The sequence below is a fragment of the Paenibacillus sp. plas6 genome (assembly GCF_057221655.1).
This window is the reverse complement of sequence record NZ_CM170151.1, coordinates 3,735,811-3,750,226: the sequence shown is the minus strand read 5'-3', so window position 1 is coordinate 3,750,226 and position 14,416 is coordinate 3,735,811. Positions and strand designations below refer to the sequence as shown.

Sequence of the window (14,416 nt, the reverse complement as noted above, 5' to 3'; positions counted from 1 at the left end):
TATGCAGGAAGTGGGCAGTCGTCACTAAAAATTATAAAAAAACTTTAAAGATATATGCTCTTCCATTTATTGCAAAACGATTCTCAAAGTAAAAAAAGAAGGCTCAGAACATCAACTGCCTAGCTGATATTCTAAACCTTCTATCTTACAACAGACCGGCTTATCATATTTCCATTATTAACGATTGATGAGCTTACTTATCTGATGCTTACTCCTTAGCAACTAATTGCTCATATGTATAGCACGGGTAGCTGCCAAGCACACGCACATGACAGCCAATCGCATTAATCTCTTCAAGTGCATGCTGCATTAACGCTTCAGTAAGCGAATGCTTAATCTCGATATAAAAATGATAACTGCCTAACTTCTTCTTCGTTGGTCTAGATTCAATACGTGATAAATTAAGTCTGCGCCAAGCGAATGCCGAAAGCACTTGATGCAGCGCACCAGGATAATCTTCTGGCAGTGTTACTAAAATGCTAGTGCGAATTTGTGATGGTTCACCTTTACAAAAATACGGCTCATTACCAACTAAAAAAAAACGAGTATAGTTATTATCGTGGTCAGTAACTGACTCTACCAACACATCCAAGCCATTATTCATTGCTGCAATTCTTGTACCGATCGCAAAAACACCTTCACCTGGACTATCTTTAACGATACGAACCGATTCAGCAGTGCTATTTACATGCTCACGCACTGCATTAGGCATATGCTCTCGGATAAACTTCATACATTGAGACATTGCAACTGGATGGCTATAGATTTTTTTTACACGAGAATAGTCTATCTCACCTTGCTCATTTACAATTTCTGATTTGCGACCAATGAAATTTTGGATTGATGGGTAAACCCACTCCGCCTGGATTGGCAATTCTACTTCATGAATTAACCAATCCATATGCAACGATACTGAACCGTCAATTGTATTTTCAATTGGAATAACCGAGTATTGACTTTCATTATTTGCAGTAGATAAAAACACATCAGAAATTAAACGATGATACTTATATTGTACATTTTCATGCTTAAAGAAAAGCTTTGCTGCTTCATCTGATACCGTTCCTGCTGGTAGTAACGCTACTGTAACCATCATTACACGTCCCCTTTAACTAACTCCATAAATGGCAGGTCTTGCTGAGCCTGTTCCTCACGGTAAATAATACGGGCACCAAAATGATCTGGAGCAAGATGCATCGTTTTCGCAGCAATACCATGATTGCTCATTGAATCAAGCATATATTGCACCAACCCATCTTTTTTAGTTTGGCTATCTATAAATGCGATTAATGTTGGTCCTGCACCACTTAACGCAGCACCTAGCGCTCCATAGCTAGTTGCGTTCTGTAAAATATCGCTCATACCTGGAATAAGCGAAGCGCGATAAGGCTGATGAATACGATCCTGCATTGCTGTTGAAATTAAAGATAGGTTGCCGCTAGCTAATGCTGCTACTAAAAGTGAACTCCGTCCAATATTGAATACAACATCTTGCTTAGAATATTGCTCTGGCAAAGCACCTCTTGCTTTTTCTGTAGAAAGTTGAAAATCTGGAATAATGACAATGGTTTCTAAAGCTTGCGGTGGTGTTATTTTAACATATGGAGCTTGCTTGCCATCCCAAGACGATACAATAATTCCACCAAATAAAGAGGCTCCAACATTATCGGGATGTCCTTCAAGCTCCGTTGCCATACGGAAAAGCTCTTCCTGAGCAAATACGTTGCCTAGCATTTCATTAGCAGCAACTAACGCTCCGACAATAGCCGAAGCACTACTGCCTAATCCTCTTGTTAATGGAGCGTCACTATACATTCTAATTTTAAGCGGCTGTTCAGACAGTCCCCCCTTCTTAAACACTTCCTGTGCTACTTTGTATACTAAATTACTTGAATCTGTTGGCAAACCTACTAAATTATCGCCAAACAATTCTACTTCGGTTGTGTCTGCTACAGATAATTCAAGCCATGAATATAACGATAAAGCCATGCCAAGAGCATCAAAGCCCGGACCAAGATTGGCTGTACTTGCAGGTACTTTTACAACTACTGTTCCATTCATAATTTTGTTCATGTCAACTATCCTTCTACTCGATATACGCTTTTTACTTGTCGAATTACTTCTAAATTTTTAAAGCTTGCTAATAGACTATTCATCGCTGCTTTACTAGCATCATGCGTAATAATAATGATTTCCGCTGTATTATCAGCAGGATTTGCTTGCTGTAAAACGGATTCCAAACTAATTTCGTATTTGGCAAGCTCTTGAGTAATTTGCGCCAAAACACCTGCTCGATCTGCAACTTCAAGCAATAAGAAATATTTAGAGGAAATTTGTTCCTCTGTTTTTAGAACCGTTTGTTTAAAAGCAGAATTTACTCGTTTTCCGCTAATACCCAGCTTCATATTTTTACAAATTGCTACTAGATCAGCTACCACTGAAGTTGCCGTTGGCAGTTCACCAGCGCCTGCGCCATAGAACATTGTTTCACCTACTGCTTCACCAGTAACGAGCACAGCATTAAATACGCCGTTTACAGAGGCGATTGGGTGAGATTCCTTTACCATCGTCGGCTGAACCGATACGCTTATTTGATTTTCATCACATTCAGCAATACCAAGCAGCTTTAATTGATAGCCGAGGCGCTTCGCATATTGAATATCTTCCTTCGTTACGCCAGTAATCCCTTGTACGGATACATCGGACAGCTCCACATGAGTATGAAAGCCAAGTCGCGCAAGAATCGTCATTTTGCGAGCAGCATCTAAGCCCTCCACATCACTTGTTGGATCGGCTTCAGCATAACCGAGCTGCTGAGCTTCTTTAAGCACTTCAGCATAGGAAGCTCCTTCCTGCGACATTTTGCTTAATATATAATTCGTTGTTCCGTTTACAATCCCCATTATTTTTGTAATTCGATCGGATGAAAACCCGTCTACAAGTGTACGTAAAATAGGGATGCCTCCCGCAACACTTGCTTCATAATATATATCAGAGCCGTACTGCTGAGCAAGAGCTAATAGTTCACCGCCATAGAGCGCGATCAGATCTTTGTTCGCTGTTACAACATGTTTACCAAGCTTCAATGCTTCAACAATATAGTCTTTAGTTACTGTTGTTCCACCCATGACTTCAATAATGACGTCAATTTCTGGATGACGAATAACTTCCCAAGCATCATCCGTCAACTTGCTGGCATCAACAGAAATATTGCGTTGCTTATTTAAATTCGATACAACAATTTTTTCAATTTTAACTGCACTGCCGATTTGGTTATGCAAATCATCCTGATGATTTTCAATAATACGTACTACACCAGTACCGACAGTTCCTAATCCAAGCAAACCAACTTTAATTGGCTTCATCTCTATCTCTCCTAACATTTTATGCTCTACCTAATTTGCAAAAGCGAATTGGCAGATAGCAATGATAGCTGCCTTACCCTTGAGCAATGACTTTTGCTTGTCTTACCCCTGATTGTTCCTTCAACAGATCAACAAAAGGCTCAAGCTCCATTTTAAGATTTGATACATCTACAGACAACACAACATTTGCATAGCCTTGTAATGGAATGCTCTGATTCATCGTTAGTACATTACCTTCATGGACTGCAATAATCGCTAAAACATTGGATAATACCCCAGACCGATGCTCCAAGTCCATAGCAATCGTTACGATATGCTCTTTAGCAATTTCGGTCAACTCGTACACCCTGTCTTTATATTTATAAAATGCGCTACGACTTAACCCTACTTGTTCAACGGCTTCATTAATCGTTTGCGCTTTGCCGCTCTTTAATATCTCTTTTACTTGAATCGTCTTAACGATCGCTTCAGGTAAAATATCCTCACGGACGACATAGAATCGAGTCGTCATTTTTTGTCCTCCCAGAAAAGACATCTGTTCACTTATAGTGGACATTATATCGAAATTCTCTTTAATAAGCAATAGGCAGAGAAATAAAAAAGACGATTGCAGATCTATTCTCCACGAATCGTCCTTTTGTATTTATTAAAATAACGAACAGACTTTATTCATATGGGTAATAATCAGAGCCCTCAAAAAACTCAAATGTAAAATCACCGATATGGACAGTATCCCCATCACGTGCTCCCTTTTTGCGCAGCGCTTCATCTACGCCCATCTTACGAAGCATACGGGCAAATCGCATCATTGAATCATAGCTTGTTAAATTAAAGCGTTGCATATAACGTTCAATTTCTTCACTTTCAATAACATAGTCTTCATTTAGGCGAGAAATTTTAAAGCGCTCTTCTTTTTTAGAACTTTCATATTTGAATACTTTACGTTCTGTTTGCTCTGTGCTAGCAATTGTTTGCTCTTCCTCTTCAGCAAGCTGCTTCTCAACCTCATCAAGCACGTCAGCCGCCTTATAAATGAGCTCATTGATGCCTTCCTTCGTAAGCGAAGAAATTGGCATAATAATATGCTCATGAGCTTTATCATATTCTTTTAACTTCTGTAAAAAGATCGGAAGATTTTCTTTAGCTTCAGGCATATCCATTTTATTAACTGCGATAATCTGCGGTCGATCTGCGAGCTTTGCATTATATAAACGCAATTCGTTATTAATTTTAATCCAATCATCAAATGGATCACGTCCATCTGTCGCAGCCATATCCACGACATGGATAATAACCTTAGTCCGTTCAACGTGGCGCAAAAACTCATGTCCAAGCCCTACGCCTTCATGTGCACCTTCAATTAAACCTGGCAAATCAGCCATTACAAAGCTGCGTCCATCTCCAACATCAACTACACCAAGATTAGGAGTAATTGTTGTAAAATGATACGCCCCTATTTTGGGTCTAGCTCCAGAGACTACGGAAAGCAGTGTGGATTTTCCAACACTTGGAAACCCAACTAAACCAACGTCTGCCATAACTTTTAATTCTAAAATAACCCAGCGTTCTTCACCTGGCTCTCCATTTTCTGCAATATACGGAGCTGGATTAGTAGGCGTGGCAAAACGCATATTGCCTCGACCTCCGCGTCCTCCCTTAGCAATAACAACTTCTTGACCATGACGCGTTAAATCCGCCAAAATCTCTCCAGTTGCCTCATCGGTAACGACAGTACCTGGAGGAACACGAACAATCATATCCTCAGCGGATGCACCATGCATCCCTTTAACTTTACCACGTTCGCCTTTTGCAGCTTTAAAATGCTTCTGATATCGAAAGTCCATAAGTGTACGCAGGCCTTCATCAACGCGAAAAATTAAGTCTCCGCCTTTACCGCCATCACCGCCGTATGGACCTCCATTTTCCACGTATTTCTCGCGACGGAACGATATTAAACCATCGCCACCATCGCCGCCCTTTACAAATATTTTTGCCTTATCGACAAACATATCTTGCCTCCGTTCATGTCGTAGTTAGTTGTATCTCTAGCAACTGAGCTGTCAATGGCTCACAAAAATGCGCATTACTACTATCTACTAGTTGTGTTACTTTTTGCCGCCAAACCATCTCATTGCTCAAGCTGCCCTCGTATATAAAACGAATATGTAGTCCATCTTGCTGCTTCATTATTATCAATTTAAGCAATTGATCATCTAAACTATCCTTGCTAGCATATAAGCGATATGCCGCCAAAAGCTCAATAATCAGCTGTCCTATATTTTCGTCATTTATTGTTACAAAGGATTGTCCGTCATCGCCGTGAAAGCTTACATCCAATTGCAAGCCACCGCTATTACAGCGGAAACCATAGAGAAAACTAACCAAATGCGGTTCGCCTAACTTCGAAATATTGCTGTCCGCTAGCATTTTTCCCTTTATCCGTTCGACATATTCAATAACTTGAGCTTGTTTACCTAAGCGGGCATAGCCAAAAAGCACCTGTAAATCGTTCATCCAATCATGTCGATGATGATTCATTATTGTAATCCATTGCTTATGTGTAGAAGAGATTGTAGAAGTTAATTGCTGTTTATGATGTTGACGCTGTGTAGTGACATCAATGAAGCCAAGCAATGCCACCCATAGCAATGCCAACAGATTGATCCAGCTATAGCCTGGCAATAAGATGACTAGTAGTGTAGGTATAATTGCAGAAAGCCAAAGCCAAAGCCGCCATTTCAACCAACTATTCATCTATAATCAACCTTTCGGAAACGGCTTGCTTATTCTTTGTATAATTAAAAAATAGCCCCGACCACACGTTATGGAAGGGGCTACTGTTTTATTAAGCTTCTGTTGCGGCAACTGGTGCCAATTCAACTGGGTACACGCTAACTTTTTTACGATCACGACCCAAACGCTCGAATTTCACCACGCCATCAATTTTAGCATAAAGTGTGTCATCTTTACCGATGCCAACGTTCGTTCCTGGATGAATTTTTGTACCACGTTGACGGTACAAGATGCTTCCGCCAGTTACTAATTGACCGTCTGCACGTTTAGCGCCAAGACGCTTAGAGTGCGAATCACGACCGTTCTTAGTAGAACCTACACCTTTTTTGGATGCGAACAACTGAAGATTTAATTTCAACATCTAGTGTCCCTCCTTCTTATCGTTCTGTTAAATTAACATCATGTACCACTACATGATTTCCGTATGATTGAGCGATTGTATCGAGACTTACGATCATAGACTCTAGCAATAGCTGTACCTTCTGATCAGAATCAACATCAGAAATGCTTGGAATCTGCGAAGATAACCAACCATTCTTCATTTTGACCGGAAGCTCAACTCCCGCCAACGCTTCAATCGCATTTACTGTACCGACAGATACAGCAGATACACCTGCACAGACAATGTCTTTACCACGTTTCGCAAAATTGGCATGTCCTTCAATGGCAAATGATACGATGCGATTGCTTTTGTCATCGCGCACAATAGTAACTTTAATCATTGCCGCTCCAAATTAAGCTTCAATTTTGCTAATTGTTACTTTAGTGTACGGTTGACGATGACCTTGCTTACGACGGTAGTTCTTTTTCGCTTTGTATTTGTAAACAATGATTTTTTGACCTTTACCATGTTTTTCAACAGTTGCAGTCACTTTAGCGCCAGATACTGTTGGAGTACCAGCTACAAAACCGTTGCTGCCAGATACAGCTAGAACTTGGTCGAAAACAACACTCTCGCCTTCTTGAACTTCAAGTTTTTCGATGTAAAGTACATCTCCTTCTTGAACTTTGTACTGTTTACCACCAGTTTGAATAATTGCGAACATTACGGTGCACCTCCTTAATTTTCGAAGACTCGCCTAGTCAAGGTGACAGCAAATGCTGTACTTAAACCCGATTAGTGCGGTACCTGTATTATCCTATAAAGAATAACATACCCAAACATTATATCATAAGCTGTTTACTACATCAACTCTATTTCATGCAAATACTTTGCAGTGTAACTATCACGAGTTTTTTTGCGCGTAAGCTCCATTAATCCAAGTCTTGTCCAACCAAAAACTACACATTTAGCCACATCAGACTTCACCGCCTGAACGAGCTGCTTATATATTTTTGAACGATTCTCTTCTAATTCCATATCAATAAAATCTATAATAATCATTCCACCAGTATCACGAATCCGTAGCAGTCGAGCGATAAGGTCAGCTGCCTCTTGATTTGTTTGAAACAATGTTTCCTCTAAATCTTGATTGCCGACAAATTTACCTGTATTTACATCAATGACAGTCAGTGCCTCTGTTTCTTCCCAAACAATATATCCGCCGCTATCTAATGGAATTCGCCGTTCAAATGCTTGCAATAGCTGTCGATCAATCCCAAACTGCGAAATAACAGAATTACGAGGCTGCATAAAGCAACGAATCGTTGGCATATGCTGAGGAGAAATAAGCTTTACAATCATCCGTACTTCTGCTTCAAGCTCCTTAGAGCTAACTGCAATTTCTGAAATTTCAGTGGAATAAAAATCACGAAAAACGCGGTGCAGCAGCTTTTCCTCACTATGTAATAGACATGGGCTTTTCATCGTTTCTGCTCTCGTTATAATATTTGACCATAGCTTTCGTAAATGAGACAGATCGCTCTGCAAAGCTTCCTCTGATTCACCTATTGCAGCCGTTCGCATAATAATTCCTTCAGGTGAACATAATATCCGCTCAGCGATTCCTTTCAATCGCTCTCGCTCTTGGTCGTCAGTTAACTTTTTTGAAACACCAATATAGTCTGCTTTAGGCATGTAAACTATCCAGCGACCTGCAAGATTAAAATGAGTCGTCACTCGCGCTCCTTTGTTTCCTAGCGCATCCTTGACAACTTGTACGATTAATTCCTGGCCTGGAGACACTAGCTGTGTGATCGTCGGTTTTTGCTCTGGATGCTTATCCATGTTTGGATCGAGTAAATCATCAACGTAAATAAACGCGTTTTTCGTCAATCCAATATCTATGAATGCAGCCTGCATACCGGGCAAAACATTTTTAATAATCCCTTTGTAAATATTGCCAACCAAGCTGCGTTCTTTCGTTTGCTCAACCAAAAAATCTGTCAGCTTACCATCACTTACTACCGCAGCTTGCGTATGCTCTTCATCCATATGAATAAGCAAATGCTTCATCGTTTTGTCACCGCCTAAATCTTGTTGCTTCTATTTTAACTTAAAATATCACCAACTGCACGATTTACATCAAAGTCTTTTACATAATGCAGCAATACCGTTTGCTCCGGTAATAATGAATATGGCTGCTCAAGCGAATCAACAACACATAACACATTTCGCCGATTTCGACGATAACGCTTAATGGCTTCATACAATGATAAATGAGTTGGAGCTAAAATCGGAAATACCTTTTGCTTTACGTTCTCATTAATACTACTATATCGCTTGAGCAGAAATCGATAAAATAGAAAAGGAAGATGACGCAGCATCATTAAATTTGAATAAAATAAAAAAATTCCGATCATCAATTCATTAAGGCGAATCCCTTTAGCTTGTAAAATAAATGGCAGCACGGCATAAACAATAATCCCAATACTGCATACGACACTAATTCTTGCTGACCAAAGCAAGGTCGTATAATAACTTAAGCTAACACTCATCAGTGCTTGAACAATTTTCCCTCCATCTAGCGGCATAATTGGAAGCAGATTAAAGAGAAGAATCCATAAATTCGCCACTATGAAATAGCCTGTCCACTCGTCAGACCACCAGTCAATTTCCCTTAAGCAATATGCAATTAGAAGCATAAATACATTTTGCAAAGGTCCCGCTATCGCTACAAGCATTTCCTCATAAGCTGAACCGCCTGCGGCTTCCTCTACCTCAACAACTCCACCAAATGGCAACAGTTTGACCGCACTTACCTTCCAGCCTAAGGCATGCGCCATAAACACATGACCTAGCTCATGCATTAGCACAATGCAAAATAACGTTACTAATTCAATAAAATAGCCTGTAAGTGCTGAAAGCAATAAGATGATTACAAAAAGAGGGTGCAAACTCCACTTTATTTGCCGCCATTTATTCAAGTGTAATCACTTCCAACGGATCAATATATTGATCTCCTTGCTTAATGGCAAGGAAAAGCACGCTGTAGTCTTCACCCTCTATTGGGGCAAGTCGGCCAATAACTGTTCCAGCTTCAACCCAATCTCCACTTTCTACATTGACTTCGCTTAAACGAGAATATATCGACATTCGATCATTAGCATGCTGAATAACGACGCTATTTTTCTGCGGCACAAGGATTATTCTGCCTTTTTCTATTGCGTATACCTCTGCCCCTTTATCACCAACGATTTCAATACCATTTAATAAGTCGGCAAACGCTCTTAACAGTACTCCTTGCTTTAGCGGAGAGGCATTAACATAGGCTGATTGATTAGCTAGCGCCAATTCACTTTTGTTGCCAAAGCGAGGAATAAACGAGGGAGAGCCTTCAAATCGTTCTTCATACCATACTGCTAACGCAACAAAATCAATGGAATAAGATAACTCATTTCGAATCCAATTTTTTGCCTTTATAATATAAGGATGCTCTACCTGTGAACCAATGAACATAACGATAAAAATAAGCACAGCCAAAATAGCTTGTATTTTGAAATGTTGAAAAAAACTAAAAACGTTTCGTTTTTCATGTTCATCTACATAATGTTCCTCCAAGCCTGGTTCATTCCAACGGTTTTTTTCTTGTTTCCATAGCTTTTCAGGATCACGCTCATTTTCTTTCATGACCGAATCAACTCCATCACATATGCTTTATATTTATCCATATGAAACATTAAGGACAAGTATGCCGAAACAAGAATCAGTTAAATCTTAGGAACAATAAAAAAAGAGACTACTAGAGCTTATAAAAGCATCCTGTAGACTCTTTTCTTAATCTTCAATTTCATACATCTGCTGATGTGCACGAATACTAAAAACTAAACCGATGGAAAACATGTTAATCATTAGCGATGTACCGCCATAACTGATAAACGGCAGTGTAATCCCTGTTATAGGCATAATACCAATTGACATTCCAATGTTCTGGAATATTTGGAACACAAACATCGAAACAATCCCAACAATTATATAAGCTGCTCGCCTATCCTTACAGCTGTATGCGACAATAATCATCCTATAGATAAGGAAGAAATAAAGTAAGAGCAACACCGCTGCCCCTTGAAAACCAAATTCCTCACCGATAACGACAAAAATCGAATCAGAATACATATAAGGTATAAAGCCGCCATTTTTCATAGTTCCCTTTAAATACCCTTGTCCTGAAAGTCCACCAGAGCCTATAGCTTCCTGGGAGTTTTCAGATTGCAATCTTGCATCATAAGACGCTTGCTCAGGATGAACAAATGTATTTATCCGTTGATACCAGTGCGACTTATTATGGTCATCAAAAAACTGCTTTATTTCATCATTAAAATTGGTAAACAGGAATAAAAATAACGCGATTGCGCCAACCATTATCCCAATTCCAATCAACGTATGCCAGTACTTTACATTACCCATCCATAACATACCAATTACAATTACGAAATAAATAATCGCATTACCTAGGTCAGGCTGTGCCATAACTAAACCAAATGGAACAATTGAAAACAAGCCGATCGGCAAAATATCTCTAACAAAATTAAGAGGCTCACCCTGCCGTTTACCTAATAAATAAGCAATTCCGATAATGAGAAATACTTTTACAATCTCAGCTGGCTGTACGGAGAGGCCGCCAAACTTAAACCAACCTTGTGCGCCATTTACTTCAGAGCCAATTAACAATATTAGCACCAGTGATATGATGCTAATCGCATATAACAGCCACCAGAAATTTAATAAGAAGCGATAGTTAATAAAGACCATCATAAACATGACGACAAAGCCAAAACAATAATACTTAAGCTGAGTTTTTTCAAACCCAGCGTACAGTATCGTGTGAGATGTTGCACTATGAATAATAAAATAACTGATAAACATAAGTGCTACCATTATAAAAACGATAACCCAGTCTATCTGTTTTATTTTGTTTAACACTTATATCATCCCATTCCGAAAAACTTACGGAGTCTCGTCAGCGTTCCAACCTTTTCATCTAATGTCATAAGTGGCACCATGTCACCTAACATGCGTCTTGCAATATTGCGATAAGCTACGCCTGATTTAAACGTAGGATTCAAAGCAACTGGTTCTCCATAATTTGCACCTGCAATTACTTTTTCATCCTCAGGCACAATACCTAGCAAATCAATTGCCAAAACCTGACAGATATCATTAATTTCAAGCACCTCTCCTCGCTTCATCATAGCAGGACGAACGCGATTGACAATTAGCTTAGATGGAATTTTATTTTGTTCTAATAAGCCGATTACGCGATCAGCATCACGAACAGCAGCCGTTTCTTGCGTTGTTACAACGATAGCACGCTCCGCACCTGCTATCGCATTTCGAAAGCCTTGCTCAATACCAGCTGGACAGTCAATAATAACAAAATCATGTGTTTGCTTTAAATCTGTTATAATTTGCAGCATTTGATCTGGTTTAAGGGCATCCTTGTCCTTTGTTTGAGCTGCAGGAAGCATGTACAACTCCTCAAAGCGTTTATCTTTAATAAGCGCCTGTTCTAAACGGCAACGTTTTTCTGCGACATCAATAAGATCATAGACAATACGGTTTTCTAAACCCATGATTACATCTAGATTACGTAAACCAATATCTGTATCTACTAATACTACTTTTTTTCCTAACAATGCAAGTGCTGTACCTATATTAGCAGTGGTAGTTGTTTTACCAACTCCCCCTTTACCTGATGTAACGACAATAGCCTCACCCATCGACTACACTCCTCTCATAATTACTGGTATACGATTTTCATGATGTAACAGCGTCAGCTTCTGTATGCAGATTTGTTCATTGTCTATGTAACCATATTCCATTAAGCCATCGCTCGTTTCTGAATCATTATTTACAGATTGACTTATAATATCGGCAATTTTTAGTGCGGTTGGTTTTAATAATGAAGCTACTATAATCGCATCTCTACGTCCATCCATCCCTGCATGAGCAGCGCCTTTCAACGAACCCATTACATAAATATCACCTGTACAACGTACAATTCCTCCTGGATGCACATCTCCAAGCAACAACAAATCTCCATCATATTCTATTTCTTGTCCTGAACGAACAATACATGACATAATTTTCATTTGAGCATGTGCACGAAGCTTTTGTGGAGCAGCTTCACTTTCAATTGCTTGTATCATAAGATTACCTTGTGAACGAACAATATCAGTAAATTGCTTCGTCTGCTCCTCTGTAAGTACACGCTGACCCGACTTTACGGTTATATGAATTAATGGTCCTGAAAGCAATTGCTGATGAGTTTTTTCAAGTTTGTGTTTAAGTTCTTGAATGATATCCTCGAAATCACATTGATCGTCGAGAAGGAAAATCAGACCATCTTTTACACCTTTGATAATAATATGTTGTTTTACAGCCATCTAAGTCCCTCCAACCTAATGTATTCGTGGGTCTCATAGTACTTTCCTGCTTACTCATAGATTTCATCGGATGATTCTGCATTTTTCATGCGTTTTTCAAACATTTTACGCAGAGGAACATAGACACATAGCGTGAATGCGAGCTGTAAAAACAAACTAGGTAAAATATAGTGTATTAACGACCAAGGATAGGTACCATTAGTAATTCTAAAAATATAATATACAAAATATAAGGCTGAATCATAAGCCAAGCAAGCAAAGCCAACTACGGAAATTGCCAGCAGTAAGGTTGCTTTTTTTCGCTCCAAGATTACACCTATTAAATAACCAATTAAGCCCATAAAGAAAAAATGCGGACCGATCACATGTCCATAATAAATGATATCCTGCAGCAAACCGAAGCTCATACCTAGAAAAAGCGCTTGATAGCGGCTGCCGTAAAGCGCTGAAAAAATAACAATGACAAAAATAAAATGAGGAATTATTCGGTCACTGTAGCTGCTAGGAATTAACCATGGCATTAAAGAGCCTTCTAGTATAAAAATAACTAGCATGAGCAGTACAATTCGATTCATGCTCACGACTCAGTCTCCTCTATCTCATTATTTTGTTGCGGAGCATACACGACAAAAACCTCAGTCAGCTTATTTAAATCGACAAATGGTTTTATTGTAGCAACATAAGTTAAACCATAATCTCCGACTTTTAGAGATTCAATCTGACCAATGCGCAAACCTCGCGGATAAACATTCCCAAGCCCCGATGTAATAACAACATCGCCTTCCTGCATCGGATCGTGCTCGCCAATTTTGCTCATCAAAATACGTTCTTGCTCAGTATCATAATCTGATAAAATTCCGAATGAATCTGATTCCTTGCCCATGACAGTTGCACTAATCGGATTAAATGTTGAAGTCGTTGCATTAAGCTCTGTGTACGGTGTTACTGAAGCAGTAAACGGTGAAACACTATTCACTAAACCGACCAATCCATCGACTGTGACAACCGCCATATTTTTTTTCACTCCATGTTTGGAGCCAAGATTAATATTAATTGTACGATTATTTGCATCATTATTCATAGAAATAACTTGCGCAATCATGTACTTATAGTCATTCATTTCACTTTGATGCTTTTTAAATTCCAATGCTTCCTTTAATCGTTCATTTTCACTCTTAATAAAATTATATTCAACCTTATCGCGAGCATAAGCAGCAGCAAGTTTACGAAGCTCTTCATTTTCCTCGTAAATCTCATCTAGTTTTGCAATATCCTGAAAGAAGCCCGCTACTGCACCAGCGGGCCTGTAAACAATTTGCTGCACAAAGCCAACAGCGTCTTTTAAAAAACGTTCAGGCCAAGTAATTTTTTCTCTACCACCAATTGTAAGACCAATTAATACAATTAATAATAGAAAGCCAACCATCAAGATAAATAAACGTTTATTCTTTAGAAAATTAAACAATAATGTCACCTGCCATATGACGGTTCGC

17 protein-coding genes and 1 other annotated feature are annotated in these 14,416 nt (G+C 39.2%); all 17 genes read right to left on the bottom strand.

Annotation, left to right across the window (positions count from 1 at the left end; genetic code table 11):
- Positions 1-208: 208 nt before the first annotated feature.
- Entirely contained in the window at positions 209-1,093 is an 885-nt protein-coding gene (gene pheA, locus AC2TDL_RS16495; RefSeq protein WP_484701245.1) for a prephenate dehydratase, read from the bottom strand.
- Positions 1,094-1,095: 2 nt separating this feature from the next.
- Positions 1,096-2,073, bottom strand: a complete 978-nt coding sequence (gene thrB / locus AC2TDL_RS16490; protein ID WP_484697152.1) for a homoserine kinase — start codon at positions 2,071-2,073, stop codon at positions 1,096-1,098.
- A 5-nt stretch (positions 2,074-2,078) separates the two neighbouring features.
- Complete coding sequence (locus tag AC2TDL_RS16485; protein WP_484697151.1) at positions 2,079-3,365, bottom strand: homoserine dehydrogenase; 1,287 nt, start codon at positions 3,363-3,365, stop codon at positions 2,079-2,081.
- 73 nt (positions 3,366-3,438) lie between these two features.
- Entirely contained in the window at positions 3,439-3,876 is a 438-nt protein-coding gene (locus AC2TDL_RS16480; RefSeq protein ID WP_484697150.1) for an ACT domain-containing protein, read from the bottom strand.
- Positions 3,877-4,030: 154 nt separating this feature from the next.
- On the bottom strand, positions 4,031-5,374 hold the full coding sequence (gene obgE, locus AC2TDL_RS16475; RefSeq protein ID WP_484697149.1) for a GTPase ObgE: 1,344 nt from the start codon (positions 5,372-5,374) through the stop codon (positions 4,031-4,033).
- Positions 5,375-5,387: 13 nt separating this feature from the next.
- Positions 5,388-6,119 carry a Spo0B domain-containing protein gene (locus tag AC2TDL_RS16470; RefSeq protein WP_484697148.1) on the bottom strand — a complete coding sequence of 244 codons (732 nt, stop codon included), beginning with the start codon at positions 6,117-6,119 and terminating at the stop codon, positions 5,388-5,390.
- 91 nt (positions 6,120-6,210) lie between these two features.
- On the bottom strand, positions 6,211-6,519 hold the full coding sequence (rpmA, locus tag AC2TDL_RS16465) for a 50S ribosomal protein L27 (RefSeq protein WP_484697147.1): 309 nt from the start codon (positions 6,517-6,519) through the stop codon (positions 6,211-6,213).
- A gap of 16 nt (positions 6,520-6,535) precedes the next feature.
- Positions 6,536-6,880 (bottom strand): ribosomal-processing cysteine protease Prp, encoded by a 345-nt coding sequence (locus tag AC2TDL_RS16460; protein ID WP_484697146.1) that lies wholly within the window; start codon positions 6,878-6,880, stop codon positions 6,536-6,538.
- Between the two features lie 12 nt (positions 6,881-6,892).
- A complete protein-coding gene (rplU, locus tag AC2TDL_RS16455; RefSeq protein ID WP_484697145.1) occupies positions 6,893-7,204 on the bottom strand; it encodes a 50S ribosomal protein L21 in 312 nt (103 codons plus the stop codon).
- 15 nt (positions 7,205-7,219) lie between these two features.
- Positions 7,220-7,293: a sequence feature (ribosomal protein L21 leader region), on the bottom strand.
- Between the two features lie 48 nt (positions 7,294-7,341).
- The gene (locus tag AC2TDL_RS16450; RefSeq protein ID WP_484697144.1) at positions 7,342-8,553 is read right to left on the bottom strand and encodes an Rne/Rng family ribonuclease; all 1,212 of its coding nucleotides are present in this window, start codon (positions 8,551-8,553) and stop codon (positions 7,342-7,344) included.
- Between the two features lie 35 nt (positions 8,554-8,588).
- Entirely contained in the window at positions 8,589-9,464 is an 876-nt protein-coding gene (locus AC2TDL_RS16445; RefSeq protein ID WP_484697143.1) for a M50 family metallopeptidase, read from the bottom strand.
- Complete coding sequence (locus AC2TDL_RS16440; RefSeq protein WP_484697142.1) at positions 9,457-10,167, bottom strand: peptidoglycan DD-metalloendopeptidase family protein; 711 nt, start codon at positions 10,165-10,167, stop codon at positions 9,457-9,459. The genes AC2TDL_RS16445 and AC2TDL_RS16440 overlap by 8 nt, the downstream gene beginning before the upstream one ends.
- Positions 10,168-10,314: 147 nt before the next feature.
- Positions 10,315-11,415, bottom strand: coding sequence for an FtsW/RodA/SpoVE family cell cycle protein (locus AC2TDL_RS16435; RefSeq protein ID WP_484701243.1), 1,101 nt, complete (start codon positions 11,413-11,415; stop codon positions 10,315-10,317).
- A gap of 50 nt (positions 11,416-11,465) precedes the next feature.
- A complete protein-coding gene (gene minD / locus AC2TDL_RS16430; protein WP_484697141.1) occupies positions 11,466-12,257 on the bottom strand; it encodes a septum site-determining protein MinD in 792 nt (263 codons plus the stop codon).
- 3 nt (positions 12,258-12,260) lie between these two features.
- Positions 12,261-12,923 carry a septum site-determining protein MinC gene (locus AC2TDL_RS16425; RefSeq protein ID WP_484697140.1) on the bottom strand — a complete coding sequence of 221 codons (663 nt, stop codon included), beginning with the start codon at positions 12,921-12,923 and terminating at the stop codon, positions 12,261-12,263.
- Between the two features lie 50 nt (positions 12,924-12,973).
- The gene (gene mreD, locus AC2TDL_RS16420; RefSeq protein ID WP_484701241.1) at positions 12,974-13,498 is read right to left on the bottom strand and encodes a rod shape-determining protein MreD; all 525 of its coding nucleotides are present in this window, start codon (positions 13,496-13,498) and stop codon (positions 12,974-12,976) included.
- Between the two features lie 2 nt (positions 13,499-13,500).
- Positions 13,501-14,397: a rod shape-determining protein MreC gene (gene mreC / locus AC2TDL_RS16415; protein ID WP_484697139.1), complete on the bottom strand. Its 897-nt coding sequence runs from the start codon at positions 14,395-14,397 to the stop codon at positions 13,501-13,503.
- Between the last annotated feature and the right edge of the window lie 19 nt (positions 14,398-14,416).

What these genes read in the sequence shown, in the direction of transcription:
- pheA (WP_484701245.1), bottom strand. Translation starts at nt 1,093, where the DNA reads ATGGTTACAGTAGCGTTACTACCAGCAGGAACGGTATCAGATGAAGCA.
- thrB (WP_484697152.1), bottom strand. Translation starts at nt 2,073, where the DNA reads ATGAACAAAATTATGAATGGAACAGTAGTTGTAAAAGTACCTGCAAGT.
- AC2TDL_RS16485 (WP_484697151.1), bottom strand. Translation starts at nt 3,365, where the DNA reads ATGAAGCCAATTAAAGTTGGTTTGCTTGGATTAGGAACTGTCGGTACT.
- AC2TDL_RS16480 (WP_484697150.1), bottom strand. Translation starts at nt 3,876, where the DNA reads ATGACGACTCGATTCTATGTCGTCCGTGAGGATATTTTACCTGAAGCG.
- obgE (WP_484697149.1), bottom strand. Translation starts at nt 5,374, where the DNA reads ATGTTTGTCGATAAGGCAAAAATATTTGTAAAGGGCGGCGATGGTGGC.
- AC2TDL_RS16470 (WP_484697148.1), bottom strand. Translation starts at nt 6,119, where the DNA reads ATGAATAGTTGGTTGAAATGGCGGCTTTGGCTTTGGCTTTCTGCAATT.
- rpmA (WP_484697147.1), bottom strand. Translation starts at nt 6,519, where the DNA reads ATGTTGAAATTAAATCTTCAGTTGTTCGCATCCAAAAAAGGTGTAGGT.
- AC2TDL_RS16460 (WP_484697146.1), bottom strand. Translation starts at nt 6,880, where the DNA reads ATGATTAAAGTTACTATTGTGCGCGATGACAAAAGCAATCGCATCGTA.
- rplU (WP_484697145.1), bottom strand. Translation starts at nt 7,204, where the DNA reads ATGTTCGCAATTATTCAAACTGGTGGTAAACAGTACAAAGTTCAAGAA.
- AC2TDL_RS16450 (WP_484697144.1), bottom strand. Translation starts at nt 8,553, where the DNA reads ATGAAGCATTTGCTTATTCATATGGATGAAGAGCATACGCAAGCTGCG.
- AC2TDL_RS16440 (WP_484697142.1), bottom strand. Translation starts at nt 10,167, where the DNA reads ATGAAAGAAAATGAGCGTGATCCTGAAAAGCTATGGAAACAAGAAAAA.
- AC2TDL_RS16435 (WP_484701243.1), bottom strand. Translation starts at nt 11,415, where the DNA reads ATGGTAGCACTTATGTTTATCAGTTATTTTATTATTCATAGTGCAACA.
- minD (WP_484697141.1), bottom strand. Translation starts at nt 12,257, where the DNA reads ATGGGTGAGGCTATTGTCGTTACATCAGGTAAAGGGGGAGTTGGTAAA.
- AC2TDL_RS16425 (WP_484697140.1), bottom strand. Translation starts at nt 12,923, where the DNA reads ATGGCTGTAAAACAACATATTATTATCAAAGGTGTAAAAGATGGTCTG.
- mreD (WP_484701241.1), bottom strand. Translation starts at nt 13,498, where the DNA reads ATGAATCGAATTGTACTGCTCATGCTAGTTATTTTTATACTAGAAGGC.